Genomic DNA, 25,972 nt, shown 5'->3' on the forward strand with positions numbered 1-25,972 from the left:
CTGCCTACCGAAAGGCAGCCGAGCATGGGCTCGGCTCTACAGTAGATCCACGCCATGCGTGGATCCGGCCGCAAAGCGCCGACCAAGGTTGGCACCTACCTGAGCGTGACCTCATCCAGCACCCACATCGCCGGGCGCGTATCGCCGGTGAAGTTGATGCACAGGTCACCGGTGCCCTGCGTACCCCTCGGCAGCGCCGCACGCAGCGTCACGAAGCCATCGGCATCGGGTGAGGCCGGCAGCGGTACTTCTGCCAGTACCTTGCCGCTGCAATCGCCGCGCCGCACCTGCATCTCGCCATGCGCGCGCCTGGCTTTTTCGAAGCGACGCTTGGGCTCGTCGTGGGCCAGCTGGAAGTAGTACGGAATACGCCCCGCGCGGACCTCCACACTGCCGATGCCGTCCAGCTGTGCCTGCGGCCAGCGCCAGCACGGCTGGAAGATGTCGACGTTGAACACCGCACGCGCTCCCTCGCGCGGGCCATCGTCTTCCAGGCGCAGCACCAGCCCCTTCTTGCCCACACAGCTGAGCAGCGCATCGCTGCGACGGCTGAGCAGCGACTGCGTGGTGAACGCGGCGACGGTCGGCTTCGCGGCCAGCATCTGGCCCTGGTAGAACGCGGCGGCCTGCACGGTGGTCGGCAGCGTCCCGGTCAGCGGCTGCTGGTACAGCGGCGACTGCGCGGTCACCGGCTGGCCATCGGTGCTGTAGCGCACTTCATAACCCAGCGGATTGGCCAGCGATAGGGTCACGGAGTTTTTCGCGCGATCATCGGTGTAGTCCACGCCCACTTCGAACGGGGTCTGCGCGTAGGCCAGGCCCCAGGCACGGTAGCGCTGCAGCTGCGCGGGCAGGCGCGCGAGGAAATCGCGGAAGTCGCGATGTTCCGGCGTACTCCAGCCGGTCTCGGCCACGGCGGCCAGGCGCGGGAACAGGTTGTGCTGCAGGCGCGCGTAGGTGCGCGTGTGCTCGGTGAACATATTGGCCTGCAGGCCGAGAATGTGCCCACGCTTATCAGCTGCCAGCTCGGCCGGCACCGGCTCGAAGTTGTACAACTTGCCGAGGTTGACCTGGGTCGGACGGCCCGGCGGTTCATTCGGCGAGGCCGTCTGCAGGTAGTCCAGATAGAGGTAGCCGACCGGCGACATGACCACGTCATGGCCGGCACTGGCGGCGGCCAGGCCGCCTTCGGTGCCCTGCCACGACATCACCGTGGCCTGCGGCGGCAACCCACCTTCGAGGATTTCATCCCAGCCGATCAGGCGCCGGTCGTGTTCCTCCAGGAACGTCTCCAGGCGCTTGATGATGTGGCTCTGCATCGCCATCTCATCCTTGATGCCCAGCGCACGCATGCGCTGCTGCACCTGCTTGGAGGCTTTCCACTGGTCTTTCACTGCCTCGTCGCCACCGACGTGCACGTACTTCGCCGGGAACAGCGCGATCACTTCTTCCAGCACGTTCTCGAGGAAGGTGACGGTGCTGTCTTCGGTGTTGAACAGGTTCGGGAACACGCCCCATTCGCTGATTGGCTTCAGCGGGGTGTTGATCGAACCCAGTTCCGGGTACGCGGCGATCGCCGCGGTGGCATGGCCGGGCACATCGATTTCTGGAATCACCTGGATATGCAGCTTGGCGGCATAGGCGATCACTTCGCGGATCTGCTCCTGCGTGTAGAAGCCGCAGTACGGATGCTGCTGGCCACTGGCCGGGTCGATGCCGCCGTCGCCGGCCGGCAGGCGGCAGCTGCCCACCTCGGTCAGCTTCGGGTAGCGCTTGATCTCCATGCGCCAGCCTTGGTCATCGGTGAGGTGCCAATGGAAGGTATTGAGCTTGTGCGCGGCCATCGCATCGAGCACGCGCTTGATCTCATCCAGGCTCTGGAAGTGCCGCGCCGAGTCGAGCATGAAGCCGCGCCAGCTGAAGCGCGGCGCGTCCTGGATCTGCACCGCCGGCAGCACGCCGTTGCTGCCACCCGTGGCCAGCTGGGCAAGCGTGGTTGCGCCGTAGAACAGGCCGGCTTCGTTGCCGGCCTGCACCAGCACGCCCTGCGCGGTGCTTTCCAGCGTGTAGCTCTCACCGCTGTCGCGGAAGGTCGGGACGATCTGGAAGCGGATGCTGCCCGACGTGCCTGCCGCCTTGCCCATGGCCGGCGCAAGCCGCGGCCCGCCGCTGCGGGCCAGCAGGTCGGCGAACTGGGAGGCGACCCGTTGCGCGGCTTCGCCTTCGGCCTGCAGCGCGGTATCGGCGCGTACGGTGATGCCGCTACCCTGGCCGGGCTGCACCGTGGCCGGGGCGGGAATCAGCATCAGGCTACCGGCACGCAGCTGCGGACCCGGTGCTTCAGCGGCCGGCGTGGGATCAGCGGCGAGTGCGGGCAGTGCCGGCAACAGGGCGAGCAGGCTGCCCAGCAGCACTGCGCTGCGCATCCGGGCGCGGGAAGGCTTGACCATCGGAACGACTCCTTGGAACGGTGCGATGAACGCTATACATGAAAAACGCCGGGCCCGGAATGACCCAGGCCCGGCGTGCGTGCACGACTCGGCGATGTTGCCGCCGCTGGATCAGTACTTGAAGCGGAAGTTGAGGTAGTACTGGCGACCGTTGCTGTAGAACGAGGTCGGGATGGCCGCGGTCTGGTAGTACTTGTAGGTCGGGTTGTTGAGGTTCAGGCCATCCAGGCTGATGCTCAGCCAATCGGTGGCCTTGTAGCTCAGCGATGCCGACAGCGTGCCGAAGTCATCCTGGTAGTACGGGTTGGTGCCCGACAGGCTGATCAGGAACGAGGAACGGCGGGTGTAGCTGACCCGGGCGCCAAAGCGCTCGTTCTCGAAGTAGGCACCCACGTTGTAGGTGTTCTTCGAAGTACCCAGCAGGTTGTGCGAACCATCCGACCAGGTGTGCGAGGTGGTGCCGTTGGCGTAGGTGTAGTTGGCATTGATGCCGAAGTACTCGCCGATCGGCTGCTCGTAGGCCACTTCCACGCCGGTGACCTTGCCGTCGGCATTGATCGGAGTGGAGATCTGGTAGGTCTCAAGCTGGTTGGTCAGTTCGCTGTACAGCTGGCGCGAGACCACGTCGAAGGCGATGTAGTCCTTCAGCTTCATGTGGTACGCGCCCACCGACAGCAGGCCACGCGGCATGAAGTACCACTCCAGGTTGGCATCCAGGTTGGTCGACAGGGTCGGCTTGAGGTTTGGATTGCCGCCACCGCCGGTGCGGTTCAGGTCCGAGCCGTACGAGGAGGCACCCAGCGCCGAGTAGTCCGGCAGGGTCTGGGTCTGCGAGGCGGCGACACGCAGCACCAGCGAGTCGTCCAGGTCGAACTTGATGTTGGCGCTGGGCAGGACGCGGTTGCGCTTGTTCTGGAAGGCCAGGCGCTCCCACATGCCGAACAGGCTGCTGACATCGGCATCGGCGGCCTTGCTGACGGCGTTGTAGGTGTCGATGTCCTGCTTGATGTTGACGTAGCGCAGGCCGACGTTGCCGCTCCACCAGTCGCCGCGGAAATTGGCCTGCACGTAGCCGGCGAAGTTCTTTTCCTTCACCTTCCACTCGGCGCCATAGTTGTGGCGACCGGTCGGGCCATCATTGCCGGCCAGCCAGGTGGAATTGTTGGTCACCGCGTCCTTCAGCGCGCCCGGGGTGAAGTACCAGAGGTTGCGCGGGAAGGTGCCGCCGATGTCGCCGGCAAAGCCGCTGGGATAGTTGGCCGTGGCACCGTTCTTCAGCGCGCTCCAGATGTCACCCGGGGTTGCACCTTCCGGCGACAGCGCTTCGCGCTTGTGGTCGGCGAAACGCAGGCCGAAGTCGATCGAGCTCAGTACGCCGCCATCGTTGAAGTACTGGTTGAAGTCGAGCGTGGCCCACTTCTCCTTGTCTTCGGCGGTGACCTGCTGGTTGCCCCAGGTGCCGAAGCTGGTCACGCCGTTGGGCGAGAGGTCGCCGCCGACGTTCCAGTCGATCGGCGAGCCATTGCCGTGGGTGGCCCAGCTGGCGCCGCCGCCGTTGGCCAGGGTGACCTCGGCGATGTACTGGCGCGGCGTCTCACCGGTGCCCTTGGTGCTGCCGGCCTGGAACTTGGCGGTCAGGCTGTCGCTGATCTGCCAGTCGGCATCGAAGGTGACATAGCTCGACTTGGCCTTCGACTCGCGGTAGATCATGTCGTACACCGCATAGTCGGTGCCCGGCACGCCCCTGTAGCTGGCGTTGGTCAGCACGCCGTCCTTGACCACATAGCCCGGATCCGGCGCCTGCGACTTGGCGAAGCTGTTGCCGAACATCATGAAGTTGCGGTTGTAGTTGTTGGCCTTCAGCTCGGAGCTGAAACCATTCAGGCCCAGGGTGAGGCTGTCGCTCGGCTTGAACTGCAACGAGACCAGGCCGCCCTTGCGCTCGCGGGTCTGCTCAAACAGGGTCGAACCCAGCAGGCCCGGCACATTGACGCCGATCAGGTCCGGATTGGTCTTGGCGACCGGATCGCCGGCGCCGATCTTGAAGAAGCCGCCCGGGATTTCCTGTGCTTCACGGCGCAGTTCGCGCTTCTGGCTGAAGCCCTGCACCATCACGCCGAAGGTGCCTTCCTCGTTCTTGTAGTTGAACAGTGCCGAGTACTGCGGGTCGTTCGACTTGGCCTGGTCCGAGCGCACCATGCCGATCGAGCCTTCCGCGGTGAACGGCTTGGAGAACTCCAGCGGCTTGCGGGTGATGATGTTGACGGTACCGGTGGTACCGCCGTCCTGCAGCTTGGCCTGCGAGGACTTGTTCACTTCCACCGAGCTGACCAGTTCCGACGGCAGCAGCGAGTAGCTGACGCTGCGGCCGACGTTGTTGCCCTGGCTGAGCACGAACCAGTCGGCCGAGCCGACGGTGTGGCCGTTGATCAGGGTCTGGGTCAGGCTCGGGCTGGTGCCGCGCAGGCTGACACGGTCGGCTTCATCGAAGCCACCTTCGTCGGCGCTGGACGAGCTGATGTTCACGCCGGGCAGGCGCTGCAGGGTATCGGCAACGTTGTGCGCGGGCAGCTTGCCCACGTCTTCGGCGGTGACCACTTCCACGCGCGCATTGGCTTCGCGCTTGGTGTCCAGCGACTTCTCCATCGAGCCACGGATGCCGGTAACGGTCACGGTGTCCAGATCGGTGGCGGTCGGGGCCGCCTGCTGCGCGTGCGCACTGAAGGCGATGCAGCTGACGATGGCGGCCGAAAGCAGGGTCTTGCGGGTGTTCATGATGTCTCTCCTCATCACTCAATTGGGTGCCGGCGGCGGTGTTCGGTTACGGTTGCGATGACATGCGCGGGGCGGCGGCGAAGTCCCGTGCGTTGGCGTGCCACGTACTGCGTGCTGCGATTGCGTTGAAGCCTGTTGCGGTGTCAGGCGGCCGACTGCTGCAGGTACCAGCTGGCAGCGCCAACCACGCCCAGCTGGCCGTGCTCGACGACCTTTACCGGGATGCGTGCCAGCGCTTCGCCCATCGGCCCCTTCTGCAGATAGCGTTCGACGAAGGTGCTGGCGTGCAGGTATTCGCGGATCTGCGGCAGGATGCCGCCGGCCAGGTAGACGCCACCGTGGGCGCCGTAGAACAGCGCCATGTCGCCGATGGTGCTGCCGAGCAGGCCACAGAACACATCCAGCGCCTGGCGCGCATGCGCATCGGTATCGGCCATGGCCGCAGCGGTGACTGCGTCGGGGCTTGCCAGGGTCGGCGCCTGCCCCTGCAGTGCACACACCGCACGGTACAGGTTCATCAGGCCGGGGCCGGAGATCGCATGCTCGATCGACACGTGCGCGCGGTCGCGCTGCATGTGGCGGACGATGGCCATTTCCAGTTCGGTGCTGGCCGCCAGGGTCGGCTGGCCGGCTTCGGTGGGCAGGACCACCGGGCCGTGCGCGGTGGGGATCCACAGCGCTGCACCGAGGCCGGTGCCGGGGCCGACCACCAGGGTCGGGCCACGCGCGGCGGTCTCCGGCCCGCACAGGTGCAGCACGCCACTGGCGTCCACCTGCGCGGCGGCGTAGGCCACCGCTTCGAAATCGTTGACGATGTAGACCCGCTGCAGGCCGACCTCGGCTTCCACCTGGCGCGCCGACAGCGGCCACGGCAGGTTGGCGGTGATCACCGTGCCGTCTTCGCGGGCATAGCCGGCGCTGGCGACCACGCAATGCGTGGGCCGCGGGCCTTCGCCCAGGAAGTCGGACAGGATCGCGCTGAGGCCGGCATGGTCGGCATTGCGGTACTTGCGGTACTCCAGCACCTGCACCGGATGAGCGGCGTCACCGCTGGCCTGGACCCGGGCCACGCGCACATGGGTGCCACCGACGTCGGCGGCCAGGAACGAGGGCGCGACGCGGGACAGGACATGCGACGGGGCGGGGTGGCTGGCGGTCACGCGGGCTCCTGCTGCAGGTGGGCCGGCCCGGGGATCGGGGGCGGCGATTGGGGCGGAGTCTGTAACCGTGTTGACAACGATGTCAACGAGTTCGTGACACTTTCGTTGCTGCGTCGCAACGAATGCGGCGCGCAGTAAACGTTTACACGGTGTGAGTGCGGATTTCACGTGGGAGCCATTGGTGCACGGGGCTCTAGGCCTGCCGCGCATTCAGCGGGGCGTACCGCGGCGGACTTGCGCAGTGCAGCACGAGGTTCAGGCAGGCGTGCATGGAAGTTGACAAACCGCCGTTGTCCATCGAAAGAATGTGACAACGTTGTTCCCAGCCACTCTCCGACGCCGCGTTCTGCGGCCGTCGCCGCAGGAGCCCTCCTGATGTCCGCCGTCCCCGCTGCAAGCGCGCGCCCGAACGTGGCCACCTCCATCGCCATCGTTGGCGTGTTGTTCTTCCTGATCGGCTTCTTCACCTGGCTCAACGGCCCGCTGATCACCTTCGTCAAGTTGGCCTTCGAACTCAGCGAGGTCGGTGCCTTCCTGGTGCTGATGGTGTTCTACCTGTCCTATTTCTTCCTGGCCCTGCCGGCGTCCTGGATCCTGCGCCGCACCGGCATGAAGAAGGGCCTGAGCCTGAGCCTGCTGGTGATGGCCGGGGGGGCCGCGCTGTTCGGTGAGTTCGCGACCCAGCGCTGGTACCCGGGCGCGCTCGGCGGTCTGTTCGTGATCGGCAGCGGCCTCGCCCTGCTGCAGACCGCGATCAACCCCTACATCTCGATCCTCGGCCCGATTGAAACGGCGGCACGCCGCATCGCGCTGATGGGTATCTGCAACAAGATCGCCGGCATGCTGGCGCCGGTGCTGATCGGCACCCTGGTGCTGCACGGCATCGGCGATCTGGACAAGCAGGTGCAGGCCGCCGACGCGGTCACCAAGGTCGCGCTGCTCAACGAATTCGCCGCCAAGATCCATGCGCCGTACCTGGCGATGGCCGCGCTGCTGGTGGTGCTGGCGGTGGCCGTGCTGTTCTCGCCTCTGCCGGAGATCAAGTCCTCCGAAGCCAATGCAACGCCGTCAGGTGCACCGGGAACGGCCGAGCGCCGCAGCATCTTCCAGTTCCCGCATCTGTGGCTGGGCGTGCTGTGCCTGTTCGTGTACGTAGGCGTGGAAGTCATGGCCGGTGATGCGATCGGAACCTACGGTCACGGTTTCGGCTTGCCGCTGGACCAGACCAAGATGTTCACCTCGCTGACGCTGGGTGCGATGTTGGCCGGCTACGTGGTCGGCCTGCTGGCGATCCCCGGCCTGGTCTCGCAGTCGCGCTACCTGACCATTTCGGCAGTGATGGGCGTGGTGTTCTGCCTGGGCGCCTGGGCTACGCACGGCTACGTCTCGGTGGCCTTCGTGGCGCTGCTGGGCTTTGCCAACGCCATGATGTGGCCGGCCATCTTCCCGTTGGCGATCCGCGGCCTGGGCCGCTTCACCGAGACCGGCTCGGCCCTGCTGGTGATGGGCATCGCCGGCGGCGCGATCATTCCGCAGCTGTTCGCCGTGCTCAAGCAGCACATCGACTTCCAGTTGGTGTTCGTGCTGCTGATGGTGCCGTGCTACCTGTACATCCTGTTCTACTCGGTGATCGGCCATCGTGCCGGCCTGCCGCAGGACAAGGCCTGATCGGCGATGATGGACGGCAGCCAACCCCAGGGAAAACCCATGCGCAGAGCGACCATCAAGGACGTTGCGGAGAAGGCCAAGGTCTCGCTGAAGACGGTCTCGCGGGTGATCAACAATGAGCCCTCGGTGATGCAGGCCACCCGTGCGCGGGTGCTGCGTGCCATCGCCGAGCTCGACTACGAGCCCGATCCGTCCGCGCGCAACCTGCGCAGCGGCACTACCTTCGTGATCGGGCTGGTCTACGACAACCCGAACCCGTACCACATCATCGGCGTGCAGAACGGCGTGCTGGCCGCGTGCCGCGAGACCGGTTTCGGCCTGCAGATCCATCCCTGTGATTCGAGCTCGCCGTTGCTGGCCGATGAACTGGCCGACTGGGTGCAGCGCTCGCGGCTGGCCGGGCTGGTGCTGACCGCACCGATGTCCGAGCGCCGAGACCTGATCCAGGCGCTGACCGCGCGTGGCATCAAGCTGGTGCGCATCATCGCCGCCACTGAAGACCCGGCCGACGGCGCCTGCGTGTTCGTCGACGACCGCGAGGCCGCCTACGAGATCACCGAGCACCTGATCCAGCTCGGTCACCAGCGCATCGGTTTCCTCTGGGGCGGCAGCTCGCACCGCTCCTCGGGCGAACGCTATGCCGGCTACGAAGCGGCGCTGAAGGACTACGGCATGACCGTGGACAAGCACCTGGTGGTGCAGGGCGATTACACCTTCGACGATGGTTTCCGTGGTGCGCGCCGCCTGCTGGCGCTGCGCGAGCCACCTACCGCCATCTTCGGTTCCAACGATGAAATCGCTGCCGGCGTGCTGGCCGCTGCCAAGTCGGCCGGCATGAACGTGCCCTACGACCTGTCCATCGCCGGCTTTGAGGACAGCCCGTTCTCGCGCCAGTCGTGGCCGCCGCTGACCACCGCCAAGCAGGCCACCGAAGACATCGCCCGCCACGCCGCGCGCCTGCTGATCGCACAACTGCGCAGCGACGCCTACGACGATGCGCCGGCACCGCTGCACAACCAGGGCTTCGTGCCGCAGCTGGTGGTGCGCGGCTCGACCGCGCCGATGCGCCCGGCCGGCGCACGCCCCCTTCCTTCCGATCCTGCCTGAGCCCGCCATGTCGCTGTCAGACCCCACGTCCACCCTGATGTTCGCCGAGGCCGCCGAAGCGGCCGACGTGGTTGCCCGCCAGTTCTCGCGCAACCACGCCACCCTGGAAACCCTGGCCGCCAGCCTGCGCGCGGCGCCGCCGCCGTTCGTGGTCACCTGTGCACGCGGCAGCTCCGACCATGCCGCCACCTACGGCAAGTACCTGCTGGAAACCCAGCTGGGCCTGGTGGTTGCGTCGGCCTCGCCGTCGGTGGGGTCGGTCTATGCCGCACCGCTGCAGCTGCGCGGTGCGCTGTTCATCGTCATTTCGCAGTCGGGCAAGAGCCCGGACCTGCTGCGCAACGCCGAGGCGGCCAAGGCCGCTGGCGCACGCGTGATCGCGCTGGTCAACGTCGAGGATTCGCCGCTGGCGCAGCTGGCCGACACGGTCATTCCGCTGCATGCCGGTGCCGAAAAGAGCGTGGCGGCGACCAAGAGCTACCTGGCCTCGCTGGCTGCACTGCTGCAGCTGGCCGCCTACTGGAAGCAGGACAGCAGCCTGCGCAACGCGCTGGACCTGCTGCCGGACGCGATGCGTGAAGCCTGGCAGTGCGACTGGAGCGCGGTGACCGAAGGCCTGGTCGAGGCCACCAACCTGTTCGTGCTCGGCCGTGGCCTGGGCTTGGGCGCGGCGCAGGAAGCGGCGCTGAAGTTCAAGGAAACCTGCAGCCTGCACGCCGAAGCCTACAGCTCGGCCGAGGTCAAGCACGGCCCCATGGCGCTGGTCGATCGCGGTTTCCCGGTGCTGGCCTTCGCGCAGCCCGATGAAACCGGCGCCGGCACCCGAGCGGTGGTCGAGGAGTTCACTTCGCGAGGCGCGCAGGTGTGGCTGGCCGGTGCCGGCGGCAACCTGCCGGTGGCGCCCGCGCCGCACCCGCTGTGCGCACCGCTGCTGACCGTGCAGAGCTTCTACCGCGCGATCAACGCGCTGGCGCTTCGCCGTGGCTTCAACCCGGACCTGCCGCCGCACCTGAACAAGGTCACGGAGACGGTGTGATGGCAACCGTGCTGCGCAATGCCCGCATCCTGGCAGGCGATGAGTTCCGCGACGATCTGGCTGTGGTGATCGAAGAGGGTCGCATCGGCGCGCTGTTGCCCGACGCCGCACCGCAGCTGGGCCACGCTGCCGAGCAGGTGGACCTGGGCGGCGGCTGGCTGCTGCCCGGCTTCATCGACGTGCAGGTCAATGGCGGTGGCGGCGCGCTGTTCAACAATACGCCCGATGTTGCCTCGCTGCGTACCATCGCGCAGGCTCACCGCCGCTTCGGTACCACCGCGATGCTGCCCACGCTGATCAGCGATGACGTGGCGGTGATGCGCGAAGCCATCGGTGCGACGCGCGAAGCGATCGCGCAGGGCGTGCCGGGCGTGATCGGCATCCATCTGGAAGGGCCCTACATCGCGCCGGCGCGCAAGGGCACGCACGATGCCAGCAAGTTCCGCGTACCGGACGAAGAAGAGATCGCGCTGGCCGCGTCGCTGGACAACGGCGTGACCCTGCTGACGCTGGCGCCGGAGCGCGTGCCGCTGGAGACCATCCGCGCGCTGGTCGAACGTGGCGTGATCGTGGCCGCCGGCCACACCGCAGGCACGTACGAAGAGATCCGCGCCGGCCTGGATGCCGGCGTGCGTGGTTTCACCCACCTGTACAACGCGATGTCGCCGCTGCAGGGGCGCGAGCCTGGCGCGGTGGGCGCTGCGCTGGAAGACCGCGACAGCTGGATCGGCATCATCGTCGATGGCGTGCATGTGCATCCGGCCAGCCTGCGCGTGGCGCTGGCGGCCAAGCCGCGCGGTCGCCTGCTGCTGGTGACCGATGCGATGCCGCCGGTCGGTGCCGACGATCCCAGCTACGTGCTGTACGGCGAAACCATCACCGCCATCGACGGCGTGGTGCGCAATGCCGCCGGTTCGCTGGCGGGCTCGGCGCTGGACATGGCCACGGCGGTGCGCAACACCGTGCAGCTGCTCGGCCAGCCGCTGGCCGAAGCCGCGCGCATGGCTTCGACCTACCCGGCGCAGTTCCTCAATGTCGACGACCGCCTGGGCCACATCGCCGAGGGCTACCAGGCCGACCTGGTGCTGCTGGATGACGCCCTGCAGGTACGTGGCACCTGGATTGCCGGACAGTACGAGGCCGCCTGATGAACAGTACGCCGCCACGCCGTCTGGGCTCGATCGATGCCCTGCGCGGCATCACCGTGGCGGCGATGCTGCTGGTCAACAATCCAGGCGACTGGAGTGCAGTGTTCGCGCCGCTGCGCCATTCGGAATGGCATGGCTGCACGCCCACCGATCTGGTGTTCCCGTTCTTCCTGTTCCTGGTGGGCGTGTCGATGGCCTTCAGCGTGGCACCGCGCGCGCTGGATGCCGCTGCGCGTCCTGCACTGGCGCGCGGTGTGCTGGAGCGCGCGCTGCGCATCCTGGTGGCCGGTGCGCTGCTGCATCTGCTGATCTGGTGGGCGCTGGATACACACCACTTCCGCATCTGGGGGGTGCTGCAACGGATCGCCGTGTGCGCGGCGCTGGTGGGTGTGCTGGCGGTGTATGCACGGCCGCGCATGCAGGCCGGCATGCTTGTTGGACTGCTGGTGGGATACACGGTGCTGCTGCTGGGCGTCGGTGACCTGGCGCCGTGGACCAACCCGGCCAGCCGCCTGGACACCACGCTGTTCGCACCGTGGATCTATCAATGGCATGCCGATACCCGCCTCGGCCATGACCCGGAAGGATTGCTGAGCACGCTGGGTGCACTGGGCAGTACCGTGCTCGGTCTGTTGGCCGGTGGCCTGCTGCGCAGCGGGCGTTCGACGGCACTGGCCGGGCTGGGCGTGGCGACCGCCGTGCTGGGCCTGTTGCTGGCCGGGGTGCTGCCGTTGAACAAGCAGCTGTGGACGCCCAGTTACGTGCTGTGGACCGGTGGCCTGGCCGCGCTGGCGCTGTGGCTGGGCCACGTGCTGATAGACCTGAAGGGATGGCCGGCGCTGGGCCGGCGCTTCGGGGTCAACGCGATCACTGCGTACCTGGGGGCATCGGTGATGTCGGTGGTGCTGATGGCGACCGGCGCCTGGGGCTGGATCTGGCAGCAGCTGGCCGCCGCGATGCCGCAGGCGCTCGAGCTGGCATCGATGCTGCAGGCGCTGGCGTTCGTCGCACTGTGGTGGGGCGTGGCATGGTGGCTGGACCGGCGGAAGATCTACCTGAAGATCTGACCCCATCCGCCAACGCCATCCACGCATGGCGTGGATCTACCAGGTGCCACGAGTGAATCGATTGGCGATGCAGGATCAGTAGATCCACGCCATGCGTGGATGCTTTGCGCGTGATTCTGGATGCAGGAAAAATGAACGATTTCAGCCACATCATATTGGCGTGAGGGCCCGGCGATTTCACATCCGAAGTGTGATTTCCCGCACGCAATTTCACCTATCGAAACCGTTCACCACACGGCAGACTGCCTGCGCAGTACCGCATATCCGCAGTTCCTGATCCCCTGTCCAGGAGTGCTGTATGTCCCGTGCCGTCCCGTGCGCTTTCCGTCCGCGCCGCCTCACCGTTTCCGTGATGCAGGCCCTGGCTGTCCCGTCCGTCATGCTGCTGAGTGCCAGCGTCGCCTGGGCCGGCTGTAACAGCGCCGCCCCCGTCGCCGGCCAGACGGTCACCTGCGATGCCAATGCGCCGAACCCGCAGACTGTTCCCATCACCGCCAATGGCGCGGCCGGTATCACCGTCAATGTCGCCAGCACGGCACAACTGCAACAGAGCGGTGGTGGCAGTGCGATTTCGCTGGTCGGGGCCGGCGGGCACCTGCTGTCCAACCTCGGCACGATCAGTTCGGTGGGGGGTGTGGCGGTCCAGCTCGGTGGCGGCAGCCGTGTCGAGAGTTCGGGCAGCATCAGCACCGGCAACAACATCGCGCTGCAGTTCGTTGGCGCCGGCGACAGCGTGCTGGTCAACAGCGGAACGATCAGCGGGCGCACCGGCGTGCAGTTCGATGCCGGCAATGATCGCCTCGAGATGCAGGCCGGCAGCATCACCGGCGGTGTCCTGCAAGGGGATGGCAACGATGTGCTGGTGCTGGGCAACGGTACGATCGACAGCGTTGACCAGAGCAGTGGCGATGACCAGATGACCGTCACCGGTGGCACCGTCACCGGCGTGGTGGCGCAGGGCAGTGGCCGCGATGATTTCGTCATGAGTGGCGGCACGATCGGCGCGCTGCAGCAGGGCGACAACATCGATACCTTCCGCATGAGCGGTGGCCGCATCGTCGGTGCGTTCGAAGATGGCGACCAGGCCTGGATGACCGCAGGCCGCATCGGCCGCGTCAACATGAAGCTGGACAAGAACCTGTGGGACCAGTCCGGCGGCACCGTGGACGGCAACGTGGTGACTGGCTTCGACACCGACACCATCATCATCTCGGGCACCGCCTACATCGGCGGCAACATCAGCGTCAGCGGCGGCAACGACAGCGTGACCATCACCGACGGTACCGTGCGCGGGCAGGTACTGCTCAGTACCGGCGATGACACCTTCAACTGGAGCGGCGGTGGCATTGTCTACGGTGCGATCGACATGGGCCCAGACAACGACGTGGCCAACCTCAGCAACCTCAACCAGGGCAACCTGGGTGCGGTGCCGCTGTTCGACGGTGGCAGTGGCATCGACCAGCTCAACCTGAGCAACGTCAAGACCGCAGGCGTGGGCCGTTACCAGAACTGGGAGACGATCAGCCTGGCCAACAGCACCGAGCTGAGCTTCGATGGCGATCTGGTGCTGGGCGACAGCGTTACCGGCACCGGCACGCTGACGGTGGATGACACCAGTACCGTGTACGCAGGCAGTGGGGGACATGCCATCCGCCCGTTCAACAGCGCTGCACTGGTGGAGATGGTCAATGCCGGGCGTATCGACCTGACCGGTACCGGCGCGGGCGACGTGTTCACCGTGCGTGGCAACTACCGTGGTGACGGCGGGGGCCTGTACCTGCGTACCGTGCTGGGCGCGGACAACTCCCCCAGCGATCGCGTGGTGATCGATGGCGGTACCGCCACCGGGACCACCGGCATCGGCGTACTCAATGCCGGCGGCAGCGGCGCGGCCACGCTGGCCGACGGCATCCTGGTGGTGCAGGCATTGAATGGTGGCCGCACCGCGTCGGGCGCGTTCTCGCTGTTTGCACCGGTCGCGGCCGGCGCCTACGAGTACTTCCTGTTCAAGGGCGGTGTCAGTGCCGGCACGAGCGAGAACTGGTACCTGCGTTCGACGCTGGTGACCGGCCCGACGCCGGCACCCAACGGTGGTGGCAGCGCCACCCCACCGCCGCTGACGCCGCCGGTGGCACCCCCGCCCCCCATTGCCCCGGCGCCGCCACCGCCGCCCGAAGGCGCCATCGATCCGGACCTGACCGCAGGCGAGACCGCACCACCGCCGCCGCCGCCGGAACCGGCGCCGGTGGCACCGCCCAGCGATCCGGCGGTGCCGGACGTGCCGGTGGCTGGCGGTGCGCTGCCCGGAACCGGTGCGCCGCCGACGCCGGGTGCACGCCCGGCCGAAGGTGCGGTGGTACCGCTGTACCGCGTGGAGACCGCCGCCTACGCGGTGGTGCCGCCGCTGCTGCGCGAGACCTCGCTGGCCAGCCTCGGTACCTTCCACGAGCGGCAGGGCGAACAGCGCCTGCTGTACAACCAGGGCGCATTCCGCACCGCCTGGGGCCGCCTGGTGGGGCAGAGCAGCGAGATCCACTGGAAGGGCGATGCGCAGCCCGGCTTCGATGGCGACGTGATGGGCCTGCAGGCCGGCCTCGACGTGTGGGCTGCGGCGTCTGATAGCCATCGCAACCAGATCGGCGTGTTCGTCGGCCGCACCCGCGCGCAGGGCAGGACCACCGGCCTGGCACTGGGCTGGGAAAACGTGCAGGTAGGCCAGAACCGTTTGGACGACAAGCACGCGGGCCTGTACTGGACGTTCACCGACAGCAGCGGTGCCTATATCGACGCCGTGGCGATGCAGAGCCGCTACGACGGCCGCGTACGTTCCTCGCGCGGGCTCGGCTTCGGCCTGAGCGGCGACGGCACCAGTGTGTCGGTGGAGGCTGGCAAGCCGCTGCTGCACTTCGGTCAGTCCGCATGGTGGCTGGAACCGCAGCTGCAGGTGATCTGGCAGCGCACCTCGCTGGACGACCGCCGCGATGAAGTGTCGAGCGTGCGCTTCGACAACGACAACGCCTGGACCGGCCGCATCGGCCTGCGCCTGGCCGGTGATTACCAGCTGGCCGACAACGGCTGGCAGCCGTACTTCAAGCTCAACTACTTGCACGGCCGTTCCGGCGAGGATCGCATCCGCTTCGACGACGACGTGATCATCAATTCGCATCGCTCGCGTGCATTGGAAGCCGGCGTGGGTGTGGTCGGGCGCTTCAACCGCACCATCAGTGCGTACGCCGTGGCCGACTATACGCGCGAGCTGGGTGGCGACCGCAACGAGAAGCGCCGCATCATCGAAGGCAACATCGGCTTGCGTGCGGACTGGTAGCGCGCGGTGTGGATGTCATGGCCCGCCCTGGTGGGTGTCGACCTTGGTCGGCACGAATCCCACCGACGCCATGAGCACAGCGCAGCCGAGCGTAGGCTCGGCTCTACGACAACGGCGCGCCCGCATCCGGCTCCACCAACGCTCCGGCATGATCGGCCAGCACCACCACCGCATGCAGCAGCCCTTCCTCCACCTGCGGTGGACACTGCGCCTGCGCACCATCCATCTCGCGCGCCGACTGCGCCGCCAGCAACACGCCCCCACACGCAGACACTGCCGCCAGGCAGCGCGTTGCCTCGGCCAGTTCCCGGCTGCGCGCCTCGCTGAGTTGCCGCTCGCGCCACGCCTGGCCGTCGGCCCCGTGGCTGTTTGCGATGCCGCGCAACCGGGCGAAGAACGCCGACGGCGGCGCCTGTTCGTCGGCTTCGGTGAGCGCATCTTCCAGCGCTTCGGCTGCCGTAGTGGACAGCTGCAGGTCGGGCAATGCAGCACCGAGCAGTGCCTGCAGGCGTGGATAGGTGGGGTAGGGCGTGTTCATGGCAGCAACCTCACAAGGCAAGGCCACCTGCGGGATGCAAGGTGGCGGGCGGTGCGGGTTGGCGTGCCGGTGAAGCTCTTCACGAGGAATGACGCCGGCGGATCGGGGATCCCCACGCACCGCCCGCCGCAGAACGACGGACGGTGCATTGTTCGGGCCGGCAACGACGTTGCAAGCCCGCTCGTGAAAAGCTTCATTCAGGACGCCAATCCCGGTCAGCGCAGGAAGCGCCGACGGGGGCCACCTTGGCGCGTTGTGCGCCGCGATGACATGGGCAAAGTTGCAATGTGGTGACTGCACGCAAGCCGCTTTGCTGCAACCAGCGACCGGGCCGGATACGACAGTTCGCGCGTGGCGCAAGCGGTCATGCCCCGGTTATGCTGCGGTCCTGACTCAACGACAAGGAAGCGTCGCATGCAGGTTCGCAAGGGAGTGCGTCGCATCGGCGCGCTGATGTTCGTGTTGCTGGCGACCGGCGCCATGGCCGATACGCCAAGCACGGTCGAGGTGCCCTCGCCGGAGGCCCTGGCCGAGATCCTCAGCCTGCTTGAACGCCAGGCGCTGTATCGCGATCGGGTGGACTGGCCCGCCATCCGCATCCGCCTGCAATCGGCGCAGGGCGACCCCGCGCAACGGCTGGCCGTTCTGCGCGAAGCCATTGCGCTCAGCACCGGCCACCATGGTGCATGGACCACGACCCAGCGCCAGCGTGAATCCCTTGCGCGCGCGCAGCAGGCCGGTGCCGCCGCCGTGGACCGGGCCAAGGCCGTCGATGCGGTGGATGCGCGCATCGGCTGGGTGGTCATCGAGGGCTATGCCCCTATGCCCGGCGCGACGCCGCAGGAGAAATTCCGCCAGGACATCCAGCGCGCCGCGCGGTGGCAGCAGGTAATCCGTAGCAAGGACGACGGCATGCGCTGTGGCTGGATCGTCGACCTGCGTGACAACAGCGGTGGCAACATGTGGCCGATGCTGCTGGGCATGGCACCGTTGCTGCGCACCTCGGTGGTGAACAACGAAGATGTGGGAGCGTTCGAAGCCGCACAGGGGCCGGAGCGCTGGACGTTGACCGCGACCGCTGTACAGCGTGCAGGCAAGTCGGTGCTGGACTTCGGCCAGTCCGGCTATGTGCTGCGGCAGCCCGGCGCGCCGGTGGCGGTGCTGTTCGGGCCGCGCACCGGCAGTTCGGGCGAGGCCTCGGTGCTGGCGTGGCGTGGTCGTCCGCAGACGAGGAGTTTCGGTCAGCCTACTGCGGGTGTCTCCACTGGCAATGTCGTGCACACGCTTGCCGATGGCAGTCGCCTGCTGCTGACCACCAGCGTGATGCGGGACCGCAATGATCGTGGCGATGGCTTGAAGATCGAGCCCGACCAGCGCGTCGAGGGTGACGCCGCCACCGTGGCCGCCGCCCAGGCCTGGCTGCTGGCCCAGCCCGCCTGCCAGGGCACCCGGTCATGATCCTGATCGGCCAGCAGGAACGGGTGCTGATCGTCGGCCCCACCGAGGCGCACCACTGCCTGCGCTGCCAGACGGAAACCGAGTTCGCCCCGCAGCTGCGCTACAGGATGGCGCGCATCGACCTGCTGTTCGGCTTCACCTACCAGCGCCGCTACGAGCTGGCCTGCACCCGCTGCGAGCACGGCTGGGTGCTCGATACCGAGACCATGGACCAGCAGCTGGGCGGGGTGCCGATCCCGTGGCGGCACCGCTTCGGCCTGCCGTTGATGCTGGTGGTGGTGGCGGGGCTGGCGGTGGCCGGATGGATGTGGCGGCACCTGTATGCCTCCTAGAAAGAGGGCGGGCCGACATGGCCTTAGCAGGTCGTTCCAGCGGGCGCTAGCCTCGGGTGGGGCCAAGCAATCCACGCTGGCCTAGCCCATGCGGATCGCTGTTCGGGTCTGCTCTTGGGTTTGCTCTTGTTGAGCGACCTGCTGTGCCTGCCAAATCTGCTCGGCCTTGGCGAGCGACTGTTCTACGGGTGTATTGACGGCCTCGCTGACCGCGATCGACGCCCGCAGGTGTGCCGGATTGTCGAGCGCTCCCTGCACGACGAACATGCGAGGGCCTGAACCATCGCTGGGAGGATTGCCCAAGACAACATGATCGACGCGTTCCAGGCCGCTGCGCCTGGCCGTTGCAAGCGGGCTGGCCGTCATCCGCTCGCTGGTTTCATCGAAGCTGCGCCCGTGCTTGGCATCCACGGCAGATACACCGTCGCGAATCTGCCGGTAGAGCGCATGGTCGGGGTGGCCTTCCGTTCGGGGATCCAGGCCTGCCTTGTCCAAGGTTGATTCGATTCTTTCCTGCAATGGGCTCTTGGGAGCGAAGCCTGGGTTGCTTAGAGAGGGCGAGCCCTTTTCGGTTGTCTCATGGACCAGACGCTCCCCAGGCTTCAATGCACTTTCTGCGCGCTGCACGGCTTCGGCTTCGCGACGGGCGTACGCTCCGGCTTCCTCAGTGCCGCGAAGGTAATTGACCCCGTCGCGCAGGAGTCCAGGGCCACCGCCGACAAGTACGGTCGCCCCCAGCCGCAACTGGTGGATGTCTTTGCGATACTCCGCTATCCGGCGTAGGTCCTCGGCATCAGTGATCCGCGCCTCGGGGTCGTCCAGTACGGACTGCACTGGGCCCTTGTCGGTCATACGGTCAATGAAGTGAACCATTCGATGGGAATCACCCAACTGGACCGCAACCGCAGCGGACATGACATGGCCGCTTTTCATCCCAAGCGATACGAGCGAGGCGATGCGCTGGCCCTGCTCGGCATCGCGCAAGACTCCCAGTTCCTTGGGGAGTGCGTACATCTCAACCTTGCCGTAATGAGGGCCGGCCGCACTAACCAGGTCGCCCGCCATCACATGGTTGGTGAAGGGCGCCGCATTGGCCGGCTGGCCTTCAGGCAGGCGATACGCCAACCCTGCAGCGCCGTAGGGATTGAAGGCGTCGCCAGGAAGATTGTAGTGGTGGGCACTGATCTGCGCGAGTGCGCCGCCTAGGGAATGTCCAGTGACGTACACCGGACCGTATCCGTTTTCCTCAGCTTGCTTGATTGCCTGCTTGGTCAGTACGAGGGCATCATCAATCTGTGCGTTAACTCTGGCGCTGACCATCGCTGCGTCGACGCCGCCATCAAGTATGGCCTGGCGATCAAACTCGGTGCCTCGATGGGCGATGATGATCTCGTTGGTCTTGATGTTCCGGTACACAACCCCTTGATAGCCGCTGGCTGCGTCACGTCGCCCTAGAACTTCGAAGTCTTCGCCCTCAACGCGCAGCGATTCCTTATCGCCTGGAGCTGGATGTGACGGTGGAGAGTAGGCTGCATTGGCCAGGGCTGCATTGGTTAGAGGTCTCATGGGACGATTCCTTTCGAAGGAGACGATATCTCTATGGCAAAGTACTTCTGCTTCTCGATATCAGACAATCTGTCGTAGCTATACTGGGACTGCGTTCGCACCCACCCCGGGGTCGAACTCTTTGTTTGCAGGGTCATCTGACTGTCTGCGTACGAAATCGACGTGAGTAGTTTCTTCAGTTCGAGATGGTGGACGGCAACTGATATGAAGCCTTCGCGTCCCTCGGAAATGACTGGGAATGAAGCTCGAATGATGCTGGGTTTCCATTCGCATGGCCCGCGCCCGTAATAGTCAGCGACTGCCATGCCGTCCTCGAACACGGTGCTGCTGAACTCGGTTGCACTGACGCGTTGTACTGGGAACTCTACTGACTGCCGTTGGGGGGCGTACTGCACACCCTCGTAGTTGTTGATCGGTGGGAGGCAGAGCGGATCTATCTCGTAGGAGACGAAAACCTTCGGGAGGGTAAGCTCCACAGGCGCATCGTGGACCCGGATCACAATCGGTAGCGCATCCTTGGGTGCAGGATTCTCGCGATAGACCGGGTATGAGCGTTCCTTGTTGCACCCAGAAACGGCCAGTGTGATCAAGGCTATCAACGCCACGTGAGTGAGGGGGGGGAGGGTTTCAGCATGAGCGGTCCATGTCGCTTATTGAGGTAGGCGCCTCTTCAGCGTTACTACGGGGCACGGTTCTCTGCGCGTGACGATACCGGCAGGATTGCCCTGATCCTTGATCGGCTGGACAGGAGGGATGGCCGAGGAAGACGACGCGATGTCCCGCGTTAAGGGGCACATGCGACAGGTTGCGCCGCTCGTGCTGCCAGCTTCCTTGGCCTCCATCTATGCATGCCTGTGGCGCGAGGCCTTGCGAGGTAGCGTTCATCGGCGTTCCATTGCTCTACGTCACACGACTATACGACCCGCTCCAGCCGTGCTCAAAGCTCTTGGTCATGCCAGTCTCAACGTCCTTCCAGGATTGAGTGGTGCGGCGCCGGCACGCAGCCACAAGCGAATCGGACACATTGACGGTTTCATCAAACTGTTGGAGCAGGTCTCAACAGTTACCTCGTCGAACGGTTCAGGGGCGAGCAGCGTTCGCAGAATCAGCGGCCGGCCGAATCCTGCCCGCCATGCTTTCCCCCCAAGGCCATCAAGATTTCCGCGGCCCCGATTCCCTTTGGCTGGATCCAGACCGGTGAACGCTGGGCGCTTTGGTACAACGGTCGCCGACGCCCCGCGTGTCCCTGCCAATGCGCTGTCGTGCCTCACCCTAGGCCTGTTAAAGTCTGCCCTGCAACCACGTACCGGAACCGACCATGGACCACGACACCCCGTTCGAACCCCTCAACGACCTCGAGGTGCGCCTGCTGCAGGCCCAGGACGGCACGCTGACCGCAGCGCAGTTCCTCGACGGCCTGCTGACCTCGACGGCGTTCGTGCTGCTGGACAAGGCCATCGGCGAAGATGGCGCCTGGGACGAGAGCATCTCGCCGTTGGTGCTGACCAGCGAGAGCGGCGAGCCGATGTTCGCGGTGTTCACGGCTCCCGAGCGCGCCGGCCTGTGGCACGAGCAGCTGCCGCAGTTCGCGCATGCCATGCCGATCGCGGTGCACGCGCTGCTGGCCGGTATCGGCGACGGCGTCGGCCTGGTGCTGAACCCGGGCCTGGACGTGGGCATGGAGATGATTCCCGATGCCGTGGCCCAGCTGAAGCAGCGGGCGGCGGCGATCACCCGCGGCATGGCGCATTGAAGCCAGCGATTTAGGGGTGCCGGCCAGCGGAGCGGCCGGCACTACCAGGTGCTTCAGCGGGCAGCGGCAATCGCCTTCACCCGCGCCTTGGCCAGCGCTTCGCCGATGGCCGGGCCCTTCAGATGGGTGGTATCCAGATCCCTGGCCTGCACTGACAGCGCTGCCCGGTGCAGGCGCTTGAGCGTTTCGCCCTGCGGGTAGTCGGCATCCTCGAAACCGAGCCGGCCGCGCTTGTCGGCCTCGCAGCACAACGCGATGCGGGCCACGCGTTCCGGCCGGCGCAGCGCATCACAGCGGCCCAGCAGTTCCAGCACGGTGGCATCGCGTAGTTCGTCGATGCGGTGCACGTTCAAGTGCTCGCGGCAGACCGCTTCGGCCAGCTGCTGGTGCTCGGCGGGAATCTTCAACCGCGCACACAGTGCCTTCAGCGGCTTGATGCCGCGCTGCTCGTGCATGATGTGGCGCGGCCATTCCTCCGGCGGGGTCAGGCCCTTGCCGAGATCGTGGGTGAGCGCAGCGAAGCCGACCAGGTCATCACCCGGCGCCAGTTTCGCGGCCATGTCGCTGACCATTTCCTGGTGGATGCCGGTATCGACCTCGGGGTGGAACTCGGCACGTTGCGGCACGCCGTACAGCGCTTCCAGCTCGGGCAGGATCGGGCCCAGGGCATGCGCATCGTGCAGCGTGCGCAGGAAGGCGGAGGGCCGCTCACTGACCAGCGCCTTGCGCAGTTCCTGCCAGACGCGCTCCGGCACCAGCGCGTCCAGCTCGCCACTGGCGGCGACCTCGCGCATCAGCGCCATGGTCTCTTCGGCGACGGTAAAGCCCAGCGGTGCGAAGCGCGCCATGAAACGGGCCGCGCGCAGCACGCGCAATGGATCTTCGACGAACGCAGGACCGACATGGCGCAGCACGCGTTGCTCGATATCGCGCACACCGCCGTAGGGATCGACCAGCGTGCCGGTGTCTTCGTCGCAGGCAATCGCGTTGATGGTGAAGTCGCGGCGCTGCAGGTCTTCTTCCAGCGTTACGGCCGGATCAGCATCCACCACGAAGCCGCGATAGCCGCGGCCGGATTTGCGCTCGGTGCGCGCCAGTGCGTATTCCTCACCCGTGTTCGGGTGCAGGAACACCGGGAAGTCACGGCCAACCGCAGTGTAGCCCTGCGCTTCCATCTGCGCGGGCGTGGCGCCAACCACCACCCAGTCATGGTCGCCGGCAAGGCGCTGCAGCAGGCGGTCGCGCACGGCGCCGCCGACAAGATAGATCTTCATGGGGGAATGATCGCACGGCCGGCGCAGATGTTCCGGTAGTGCCGGCCGCTGGCCGGCAGCTTCGGAATGGCTGCGGTTGCCGGCCAGCGGCCGGCACTACCAATACAGAGGCATCACGGCAGGCCGCGCCACCCCCCGATCGAGGCCAGCCGCCGGCACGACCGCTGTGCGATCAATCGCCGCCCTGCTCGGCGTTGGCGGCGCAGCTGAAGTTCTTGCGCTTGTCGACCAGGCGGCCCATCAGGCGGTCGCTCAGTGGCAGGGCATCACCATTGAGGCGCCAGTCGTAGATCACGCTGAAGGCCAGAACGCGGGCAACGTACTCGCGGGTTTCCTTGTAGCTGATGGTCTCGATCCACAGGTCCGGATCGAAGCCCGGGCGCTGGCCCTGCCAGCGTGCGGTCGGGGTCGGGCCGGCGTTGTAGGCGGCGATGGTCACGTACGGCAGACCGTCGTACTTGTTCATCAGCTGGCGCAGGTAGGCGGTGCCGATGGCAATGTTGGTGTCCGGGTCGTAGAGGCTGTCGGCGCCGCCGTAGCCGGTCAGGCCGATCGACTTGGCCACGCTGGCACCGGTGGCCGGCAGCACCTGCATCAGGCCCATGGCATTGGCAGGCGAGCGCGCACGCGGAGTGAAGGTACTCTCGGCGCGGATCTCCGCGGCCACCCAGGCCGGGTCGATCGCGTTGCGTGCCGATTCGCGGCGGATGGTGGCGTCGTGATGCAGCGGGAAGCGCAGGTCGTACAGGCGCTGTTCCTGCGGCTGCTTGCCGAGCGCGAACACGGCGCGGTCGAACCAGCCATTGTCCTGCGCCACGCGCACGGCGAGGCGGCGCTGGGTGTCATCGAAGCGCGACAGCGCGCTGTTCCATTCGGCTACGGCCCAGCCAGCGCGGTCGATCTGGTACAGCGCCATCGCGCGCTGGATGGCCGGGTCGCGCGCGATCACCGCCTGTGCCTGTGCGCTGTCGTTCGGCTTCCACGGGCACAGGGTGTAGCCCTGCTGCAGCTTGTCGGCGGCGAGGAAGCCGTGGAAGGTCGGCGCGCGCGCGGCCTCGCGGAACAGCGGCTGCGCCTGCTGGGCCTGGCCGGTCTTCTCCAGCATGCGGCCTTCGAAGTAGCGCCAGCGCGGGTCGCTGCGCTGCTTGCTGCCCATCTTGCGAATGGCGGTCAGCGCCGCCGGCCAGTCGCCGCGCGACATCGCTTCGCGCACGCGCCACTCGTGCAGGCGTTCGTCATAGGCCGACTCCGGCACCGCGTTGAGGCGACGTGCCGAATCGGGCAGATAGGAGGCCACTGTCCACAGCGCGATCTGGTACAGCACCTGGCCCTGCTGGTCGGCACTCAGGCCGAGCGTCTGGGCGTACTGCGGCAGCTGCTGCTCGGTGGCGCCGGGGTCGGCCTTGGCCAGCTTGGCCAGGCCATCGGTGGCGATGCGCCGGCTGCGCTCGTTGCGCGGCCAGTTCAACGCGCTGGCGTTGGGCTTGTCGACAAAGGCGGCGTAATTGTTCGCCAGCGCCAGGTCGGCGGCAGGCAGGCCGCGTGCAGCGCTGCGCATCACCGCCGGTTGCTGGGCATCGGCGGCGGCATCGATGCGTTCCCAGCGCAGGGCGTCGCTCAGGCCACCCTGTGCCTGCAGCACGGCAAAAACGGCATCACAGCCGTCCGGCAGCGACTTGCCGTTCTTGCGCCACAGATCCTGCGCTTCACTGATCCACTGCGGATCGACCTTGCCCGTCACCTGGCGCGCGGTCAGCTGCGCACAGCGCAGGCCGGTGTTGTCGGTGGGCGCCCAGTTGGCCAGCAGGGTCGGCCAGTCCTGGCGGCGTGCGAGCGAGGGCAGCCACACGCTGCGGAAGGTGCTGGCCACGGCCTGGCCGTCGTAGCGCTTGAGGAAGGCCTGCGCCTGCGCGTTGTCGACGGTATCGATGTTGCGGCGCAGGTTGGCGTACTCCAGCCAGCCATAGGCCGGGTGACGGCTGAGCGCAGCGGCCTGGCCAGGATCGAACTGGCCGCGTTCGGCGGCTGCGATCGCGGCTTTCAGCTGCGCGTTCTGGGCGTCGAGGGACTGGGCATTGGCGCAACCGATCAGCAGCGTGGTGGCCAAGGGCAGCAGGGACAGGGCGGTCGAAGTGCGTCGGGTCATGGCGGGCAGCATAGCGGGCAATGGCTGAATTCAGTTTCGCATTGCGTGCACGGTGGCTGCACTGATGCAAATGGCCCGCTTTGGCGGTGGGTCAGGCCGGATGCTCGGGCCGGTCCAGCGCGGAATTCAGTGAGAGTCGTCGCATAAAGCCCACTTTGAAGGCGTTTCGCGCAGTTGACGCTTTTGCCAGTTGAAGCGGCCGTACAACGGGTGCCTGCTGCAGTCAAACGGAAGCAGCCGCTCCGCCCCTGCAGAGGACCATCGCATGTCAGATCAGCCCAAGCCGTTCAGTCCTGTCTCGGTTGCCGTCATCCAGTTCGACCCACAGTGCGGGCCGGAGAACGTCCCCGCCAACATCGAACGGGCGCGCCTGCTTGCCACGCAGGCATTGGAACGTGGGGCCCGCCTGATCGTGCTGCCCGAGCTATGCTGCACTGGCTATTCGTTCAGCAGTCGGGCGGAGGCGTTCGCGATGGCTGAGTCGGTGCCGGAGGGGCCGACCTCGCGGTTCTGGGAAGCCTTCGCGCGCGAGGCGGGCATTCACCTGGCCGTGGGTATTGCTGAATACGATGGCAGCCGTCTGTACAACACCGCCGTGCTGTTCGGGCCCGGCGGCTATATCGGACGCTATCGCAAGACCCACCTGTGGTGCCGCGAAAAGCTCTACTTCTGTGCAGGAGATCTCGGCTACCCGGTTTTCGAGACCAGCATTGGCCGCATCGGCCTGATGATCTGCTGGGATGTCTGGTTCCCCGAGGTGCCGCGTCTGCTTGCGCTGCAGGGGGCCGACATCATCCTCAGCCTCAACTGCTGGGTGTGGACACCGCTGCCGTTGTTCGATGAAAGCGGACGCTGCATGGCCAGCTATCTGACGATGACCGCCGCACACGTCAACAACGTGTTCATCGCAGCGGCCAACCGCGTCGGTACAGATCGCGGGAATCGCTTCCTGGGGTGCTCGTTGATTGTCGGTACCAACGGATGGCCGCTGGCCCCGATCGCAGCGCCTGATGGTGAAGCGTTGGTGATGGCCGAGGTGGACCTGTCCACGGCACGCAGCGCGCCGATCTGGAATTCCCTCAACGATCTCTGCCGCGACCGGCGTACCGATCTCTTCGATCCGATGCTGGGCTATCGCCAGCATCCCATGCTGCCGCGCTGAGGGACCG

General features: G+C 66.5%; 18 protein-coding genes. 10 read left to right on the forward strand and 8 right to left on the reverse strand.

Annotated elements, in window-relative coordinates; all coding sequences use genetic code 11:
* Positions 1–95: 95 nt before the first annotated feature.
* The 3 genes from AC5P7X_RS01540 to AC5P7X_RS01550 all read right to left on the reverse strand — a co-directional run bounded on the left by AC5P7X_RS01540 (position 96) and on the right by AC5P7X_RS01550 (position 6,385).
* Positions 96–2,450: a beta-N-acetylhexosaminidase gene (locus AC5P7X_RS01540; RefSeq protein WP_329843297.1), complete on the reverse strand. Its 2,355-nt coding sequence runs from the start codon at positions 2,448–2,450 to the stop codon at positions 96–98.
* Between the two features lie 111 nt (positions 2,451–2,561).
* Positions 2,562–5,225 carry a TonB-dependent receptor gene (locus AC5P7X_RS01545; RefSeq protein WP_053498210.1) on the reverse strand — a complete coding sequence of 888 codons (2,664 nt, stop codon included), beginning with the start codon at positions 5,223–5,225 and terminating at the stop codon, positions 2,562–2,564.
* Positions 5,226–5,368: 143 nt separating this feature from the next.
* Complete coding sequence (locus AC5P7X_RS01550) at positions 5,369–6,385, reverse strand: glucokinase family protein (RefSeq protein WP_005419334.1); 1,017 nt, start codon at positions 6,383–6,385, stop codon at positions 5,369–5,371.
* 375 nt (positions 6,386–6,760) lie between these two features.
* Here AC5P7X_RS01550 and AC5P7X_RS01555 point away from each other — a divergent pair, with 375 nt between their 5' ends.
* From AC5P7X_RS01555 to AC5P7X_RS01580, 6 genes are all read left to right on the forward strand, one after another.
* Positions 6,761–8,053 (forward strand): sugar MFS transporter, encoded by a 1,293-nt coding sequence (locus AC5P7X_RS01555; RefSeq protein WP_005419333.1) that lies wholly within the window; start codon positions 6,761–6,763, stop codon positions 8,051–8,053.
* Positions 8,054–8,092: 39 nt separating this feature from the next.
* Positions 8,093–9,160 carry a LacI family DNA-binding transcriptional regulator gene (locus AC5P7X_RS01560; RefSeq protein WP_005411045.1) on the forward strand — a complete coding sequence of 356 codons (1,068 nt, stop codon included), beginning with the start codon at positions 8,093–8,095 and terminating at the stop codon, positions 9,158–9,160.
* A 7-nt stretch (positions 9,161–9,167) separates the two neighbouring features.
* The gene (locus AC5P7X_RS01565; RefSeq protein ID WP_053498208.1) at positions 9,168–10,196 is read left to right on the forward strand and encodes an SIS domain-containing protein; all 1,029 of its coding nucleotides are present in this window, start codon (positions 9,168–9,170) and stop codon (positions 10,194–10,196) included.
* Positions 10,196–11,344: an N-acetylglucosamine-6-phosphate deacetylase gene (gene nagA / locus AC5P7X_RS01570; protein WP_329843300.1), complete on the forward strand. Its 1,149-nt coding sequence runs from the start codon at positions 10,196–10,198 to the stop codon at positions 11,342–11,344. The genes AC5P7X_RS01565 and nagA overlap by 1 nt, the downstream gene beginning before the upstream one ends.
* Complete coding sequence (locus tag AC5P7X_RS01575; protein WP_053498204.1) at positions 11,344–12,411, forward strand: acyltransferase family protein; 1,068 nt, start codon at positions 11,344–11,346, stop codon at positions 12,409–12,411. Before nagA ends, AC5P7X_RS01575 begins: the two co-directional genes overlap by 1 nt.
* Positions 12,412–12,709: 298 nt before the next feature.
* A complete protein-coding gene (locus tag AC5P7X_RS01580; RefSeq protein WP_329843301.1) occupies positions 12,710–15,736 on the forward strand; it encodes an autotransporter family protein in 3,027 nt (1,008 codons plus the stop codon).
* A gap of 103 nt (positions 15,737–15,839) precedes the next feature.
* Here AC5P7X_RS01580 and AC5P7X_RS01585 read toward each other — a convergent pair whose 3' ends face one another.
* Positions 15,840–16,274 carry a hypothetical protein gene (locus AC5P7X_RS01585; protein ID WP_053498200.1) on the reverse strand — a complete coding sequence of 145 codons (435 nt, stop codon included), beginning with the start codon at positions 16,272–16,274 and terminating at the stop codon, positions 15,840–15,842.
* Between the two features lie 414 nt (positions 16,275–16,688).
* Here AC5P7X_RS01585 and AC5P7X_RS01590 point away from each other — a divergent pair, with 414 nt between their 5' ends.
* Both AC5P7X_RS01590 and AC5P7X_RS01595 read left to right on the forward strand, forming a co-directional pair.
* A complete protein-coding gene (locus AC5P7X_RS01590; protein ID WP_069139187.1) occupies positions 16,689–17,732 on the forward strand; it encodes a S41 family peptidase in 1,044 nt (347 codons plus the stop codon).
* Positions 17,729–18,064 carry a hypothetical protein gene (locus AC5P7X_RS01595; protein WP_053498196.1) on the forward strand — a complete coding sequence of 112 codons (336 nt, stop codon included), beginning with the start codon at positions 17,729–17,731 and terminating at the stop codon, positions 18,062–18,064. The genes AC5P7X_RS01590 and AC5P7X_RS01595 overlap by 4 nt, the downstream gene beginning before the upstream one ends.
* An 81-nt stretch (positions 18,065–18,145) precedes the next feature.
* Here AC5P7X_RS01595 and AC5P7X_RS01600 read toward each other — a convergent pair whose 3' ends face one another.
* Both AC5P7X_RS01600 and AC5P7X_RS01605 read right to left on the reverse strand, forming a co-directional pair.
* Positions 18,146–19,630 carry an XVIPCD domain-containing protein gene (locus tag AC5P7X_RS01600; protein WP_206620390.1) on the reverse strand — a complete coding sequence of 495 codons (1,485 nt, stop codon included), beginning with the start codon at positions 19,628–19,630 and terminating at the stop codon, positions 18,146–18,148.
* The gene (locus tag AC5P7X_RS01605) at positions 19,627–20,220 is read right to left on the reverse strand and encodes a hypothetical protein (protein ID WP_495214352.1); all 594 of its coding nucleotides are present in this window, start codon (positions 20,218–20,220) and stop codon (positions 19,627–19,629) included. The genes AC5P7X_RS01600 and AC5P7X_RS01605 overlap by 4 nt, the downstream gene beginning before the upstream one ends.
* Positions 20,221–20,948: 728 nt before the next feature.
* Between AC5P7X_RS01605 and AC5P7X_RS01610 the strand changes: the two genes are divergently transcribed.
* Positions 20,949–21,383, forward strand: coding sequence for an SseB family protein (locus AC5P7X_RS01610; protein ID WP_005419309.1), 435 nt, complete (start codon positions 20,949–20,951; stop codon positions 21,381–21,383).
* Between the two features lie 53 nt (positions 21,384–21,436).
* Here AC5P7X_RS01610 and AC5P7X_RS01615 read toward each other — a convergent pair whose 3' ends face one another.
* A complete protein-coding gene (locus AC5P7X_RS01615) occupies positions 21,437–22,657 on the reverse strand; it encodes a multifunctional CCA addition/repair protein (RefSeq protein ID WP_329843304.1) in 1,221 nt (406 codons plus the stop codon).
* Positions 22,658–22,829: 172 nt separating this feature from the next.
* Positions 22,830–24,815 (reverse strand): transglycosylase SLT domain-containing protein, encoded by a 1,986-nt coding sequence (locus AC5P7X_RS01620; protein ID WP_053500301.1) that lies wholly within the window; start codon positions 24,813–24,815, stop codon positions 22,830–22,832.
* Between the two features lie 253 nt (positions 24,816–25,068).
* Between AC5P7X_RS01620 and AC5P7X_RS01625 the strand changes: the two genes are divergently transcribed.
* A complete protein-coding gene (locus AC5P7X_RS01625; protein WP_495214353.1) occupies positions 25,069–25,965 on the forward strand; it encodes a nitrilase family protein in 897 nt (298 codons plus the stop codon).
* Positions 25,966–25,972 lie beyond the last annotated feature (7 nt).

Source organism: Stenotrophomonas sp. YJH_SMC_53 (assembly GCF_059369995.1).

Excerpts from the sequence above, each read along its gene's own strand:
- AC5P7X_RS01625 (WP_495214353.1), top strand. The coding sequence starts at position 25,069 with ATGTCAGATCAGCCCAAGCCGTTCAGTCCTGTCTCGGTTGCCGTCATC.
- AC5P7X_RS01600 (WP_206620390.1), bottom strand. The coding sequence starts at position 19,630 with ATGAGACCTCTAACCAATGCAGCCCTGGCCAATGCAGCCTACTCTCCA.
- nagA (WP_329843300.1), top strand. The coding sequence starts at position 10,196 with ATGGCAACCGTGCTGCGCAATGCCCGCATCCTGGCAGGCGATGAGTTC.
- AC5P7X_RS01580 (WP_329843301.1), top strand. The coding sequence starts at position 12,710 with ATGTCCCGTGCCGTCCCGTGCGCTTTCCGTCCGCGCCGCCTCACCGTT.
- AC5P7X_RS01545 (WP_053498210.1), bottom strand. The coding sequence starts at position 5,225 with ATGAACACCCGCAAGACCCTGCTTTCGGCCGCCATCGTCAGCTGCATC.
- AC5P7X_RS01595 (WP_053498196.1), top strand. The coding sequence starts at position 17,729 with ATGATCCTGATCGGCCAGCAGGAACGGGTGCTGATCGTCGGCCCCACC.
- AC5P7X_RS01620 (WP_053500301.1), bottom strand. The coding sequence starts at position 24,815 with ATGCTGCCCGCCATGACCCGACGCACTTCGACCGCCCTGTCCCTGCTG.
- AC5P7X_RS01560 (WP_005411045.1), top strand. The coding sequence starts at position 8,093 with ATGCGCAGAGCGACCATCAAGGACGTTGCGGAGAAGGCCAAGGTCTCG.
- AC5P7X_RS01590 (WP_069139187.1), top strand. The coding sequence starts at position 16,689 with ATGCAGGTTCGCAAGGGAGTGCGTCGCATCGGCGCGCTGATGTTCGTG.
- AC5P7X_RS01585 (WP_053498200.1), bottom strand. The coding sequence starts at position 16,274 with ATGAACACGCCCTACCCCACCTATCCACGCCTGCAGGCACTGCTCGGT.
- AC5P7X_RS01610 (WP_005419309.1), top strand. The coding sequence starts at position 20,949 with ATGGACCACGACACCCCGTTCGAACCCCTCAACGACCTCGAGGTGCGC.
- AC5P7X_RS01555 (WP_005419333.1), top strand. The coding sequence starts at position 6,761 with ATGTCCGCCGTCCCCGCTGCAAGCGCGCGCCCGAACGTGGCCACCTCC.
- AC5P7X_RS01615 (WP_329843304.1), bottom strand. The coding sequence starts at position 22,657 with ATGAAGATCTATCTTGTCGGCGGCGCCGTGCGCGACCGCCTGCTGCAG.
- AC5P7X_RS01575 (WP_053498204.1), top strand. The coding sequence starts at position 11,344 with ATGAACAGTACGCCGCCACGCCGTCTGGGCTCGATCGATGCCCTGCGC.
- AC5P7X_RS01565 (WP_053498208.1), top strand. The coding sequence starts at position 9,168 with ATGTCGCTGTCAGACCCCACGTCCACCCTGATGTTCGCCGAGGCCGCC.
- AC5P7X_RS01540 (WP_329843297.1), bottom strand. The coding sequence starts at position 2,450 with ATGGTCAAGCCTTCCCGCGCCCGGATGCGCAGCGCAGTGCTGCTGGGC.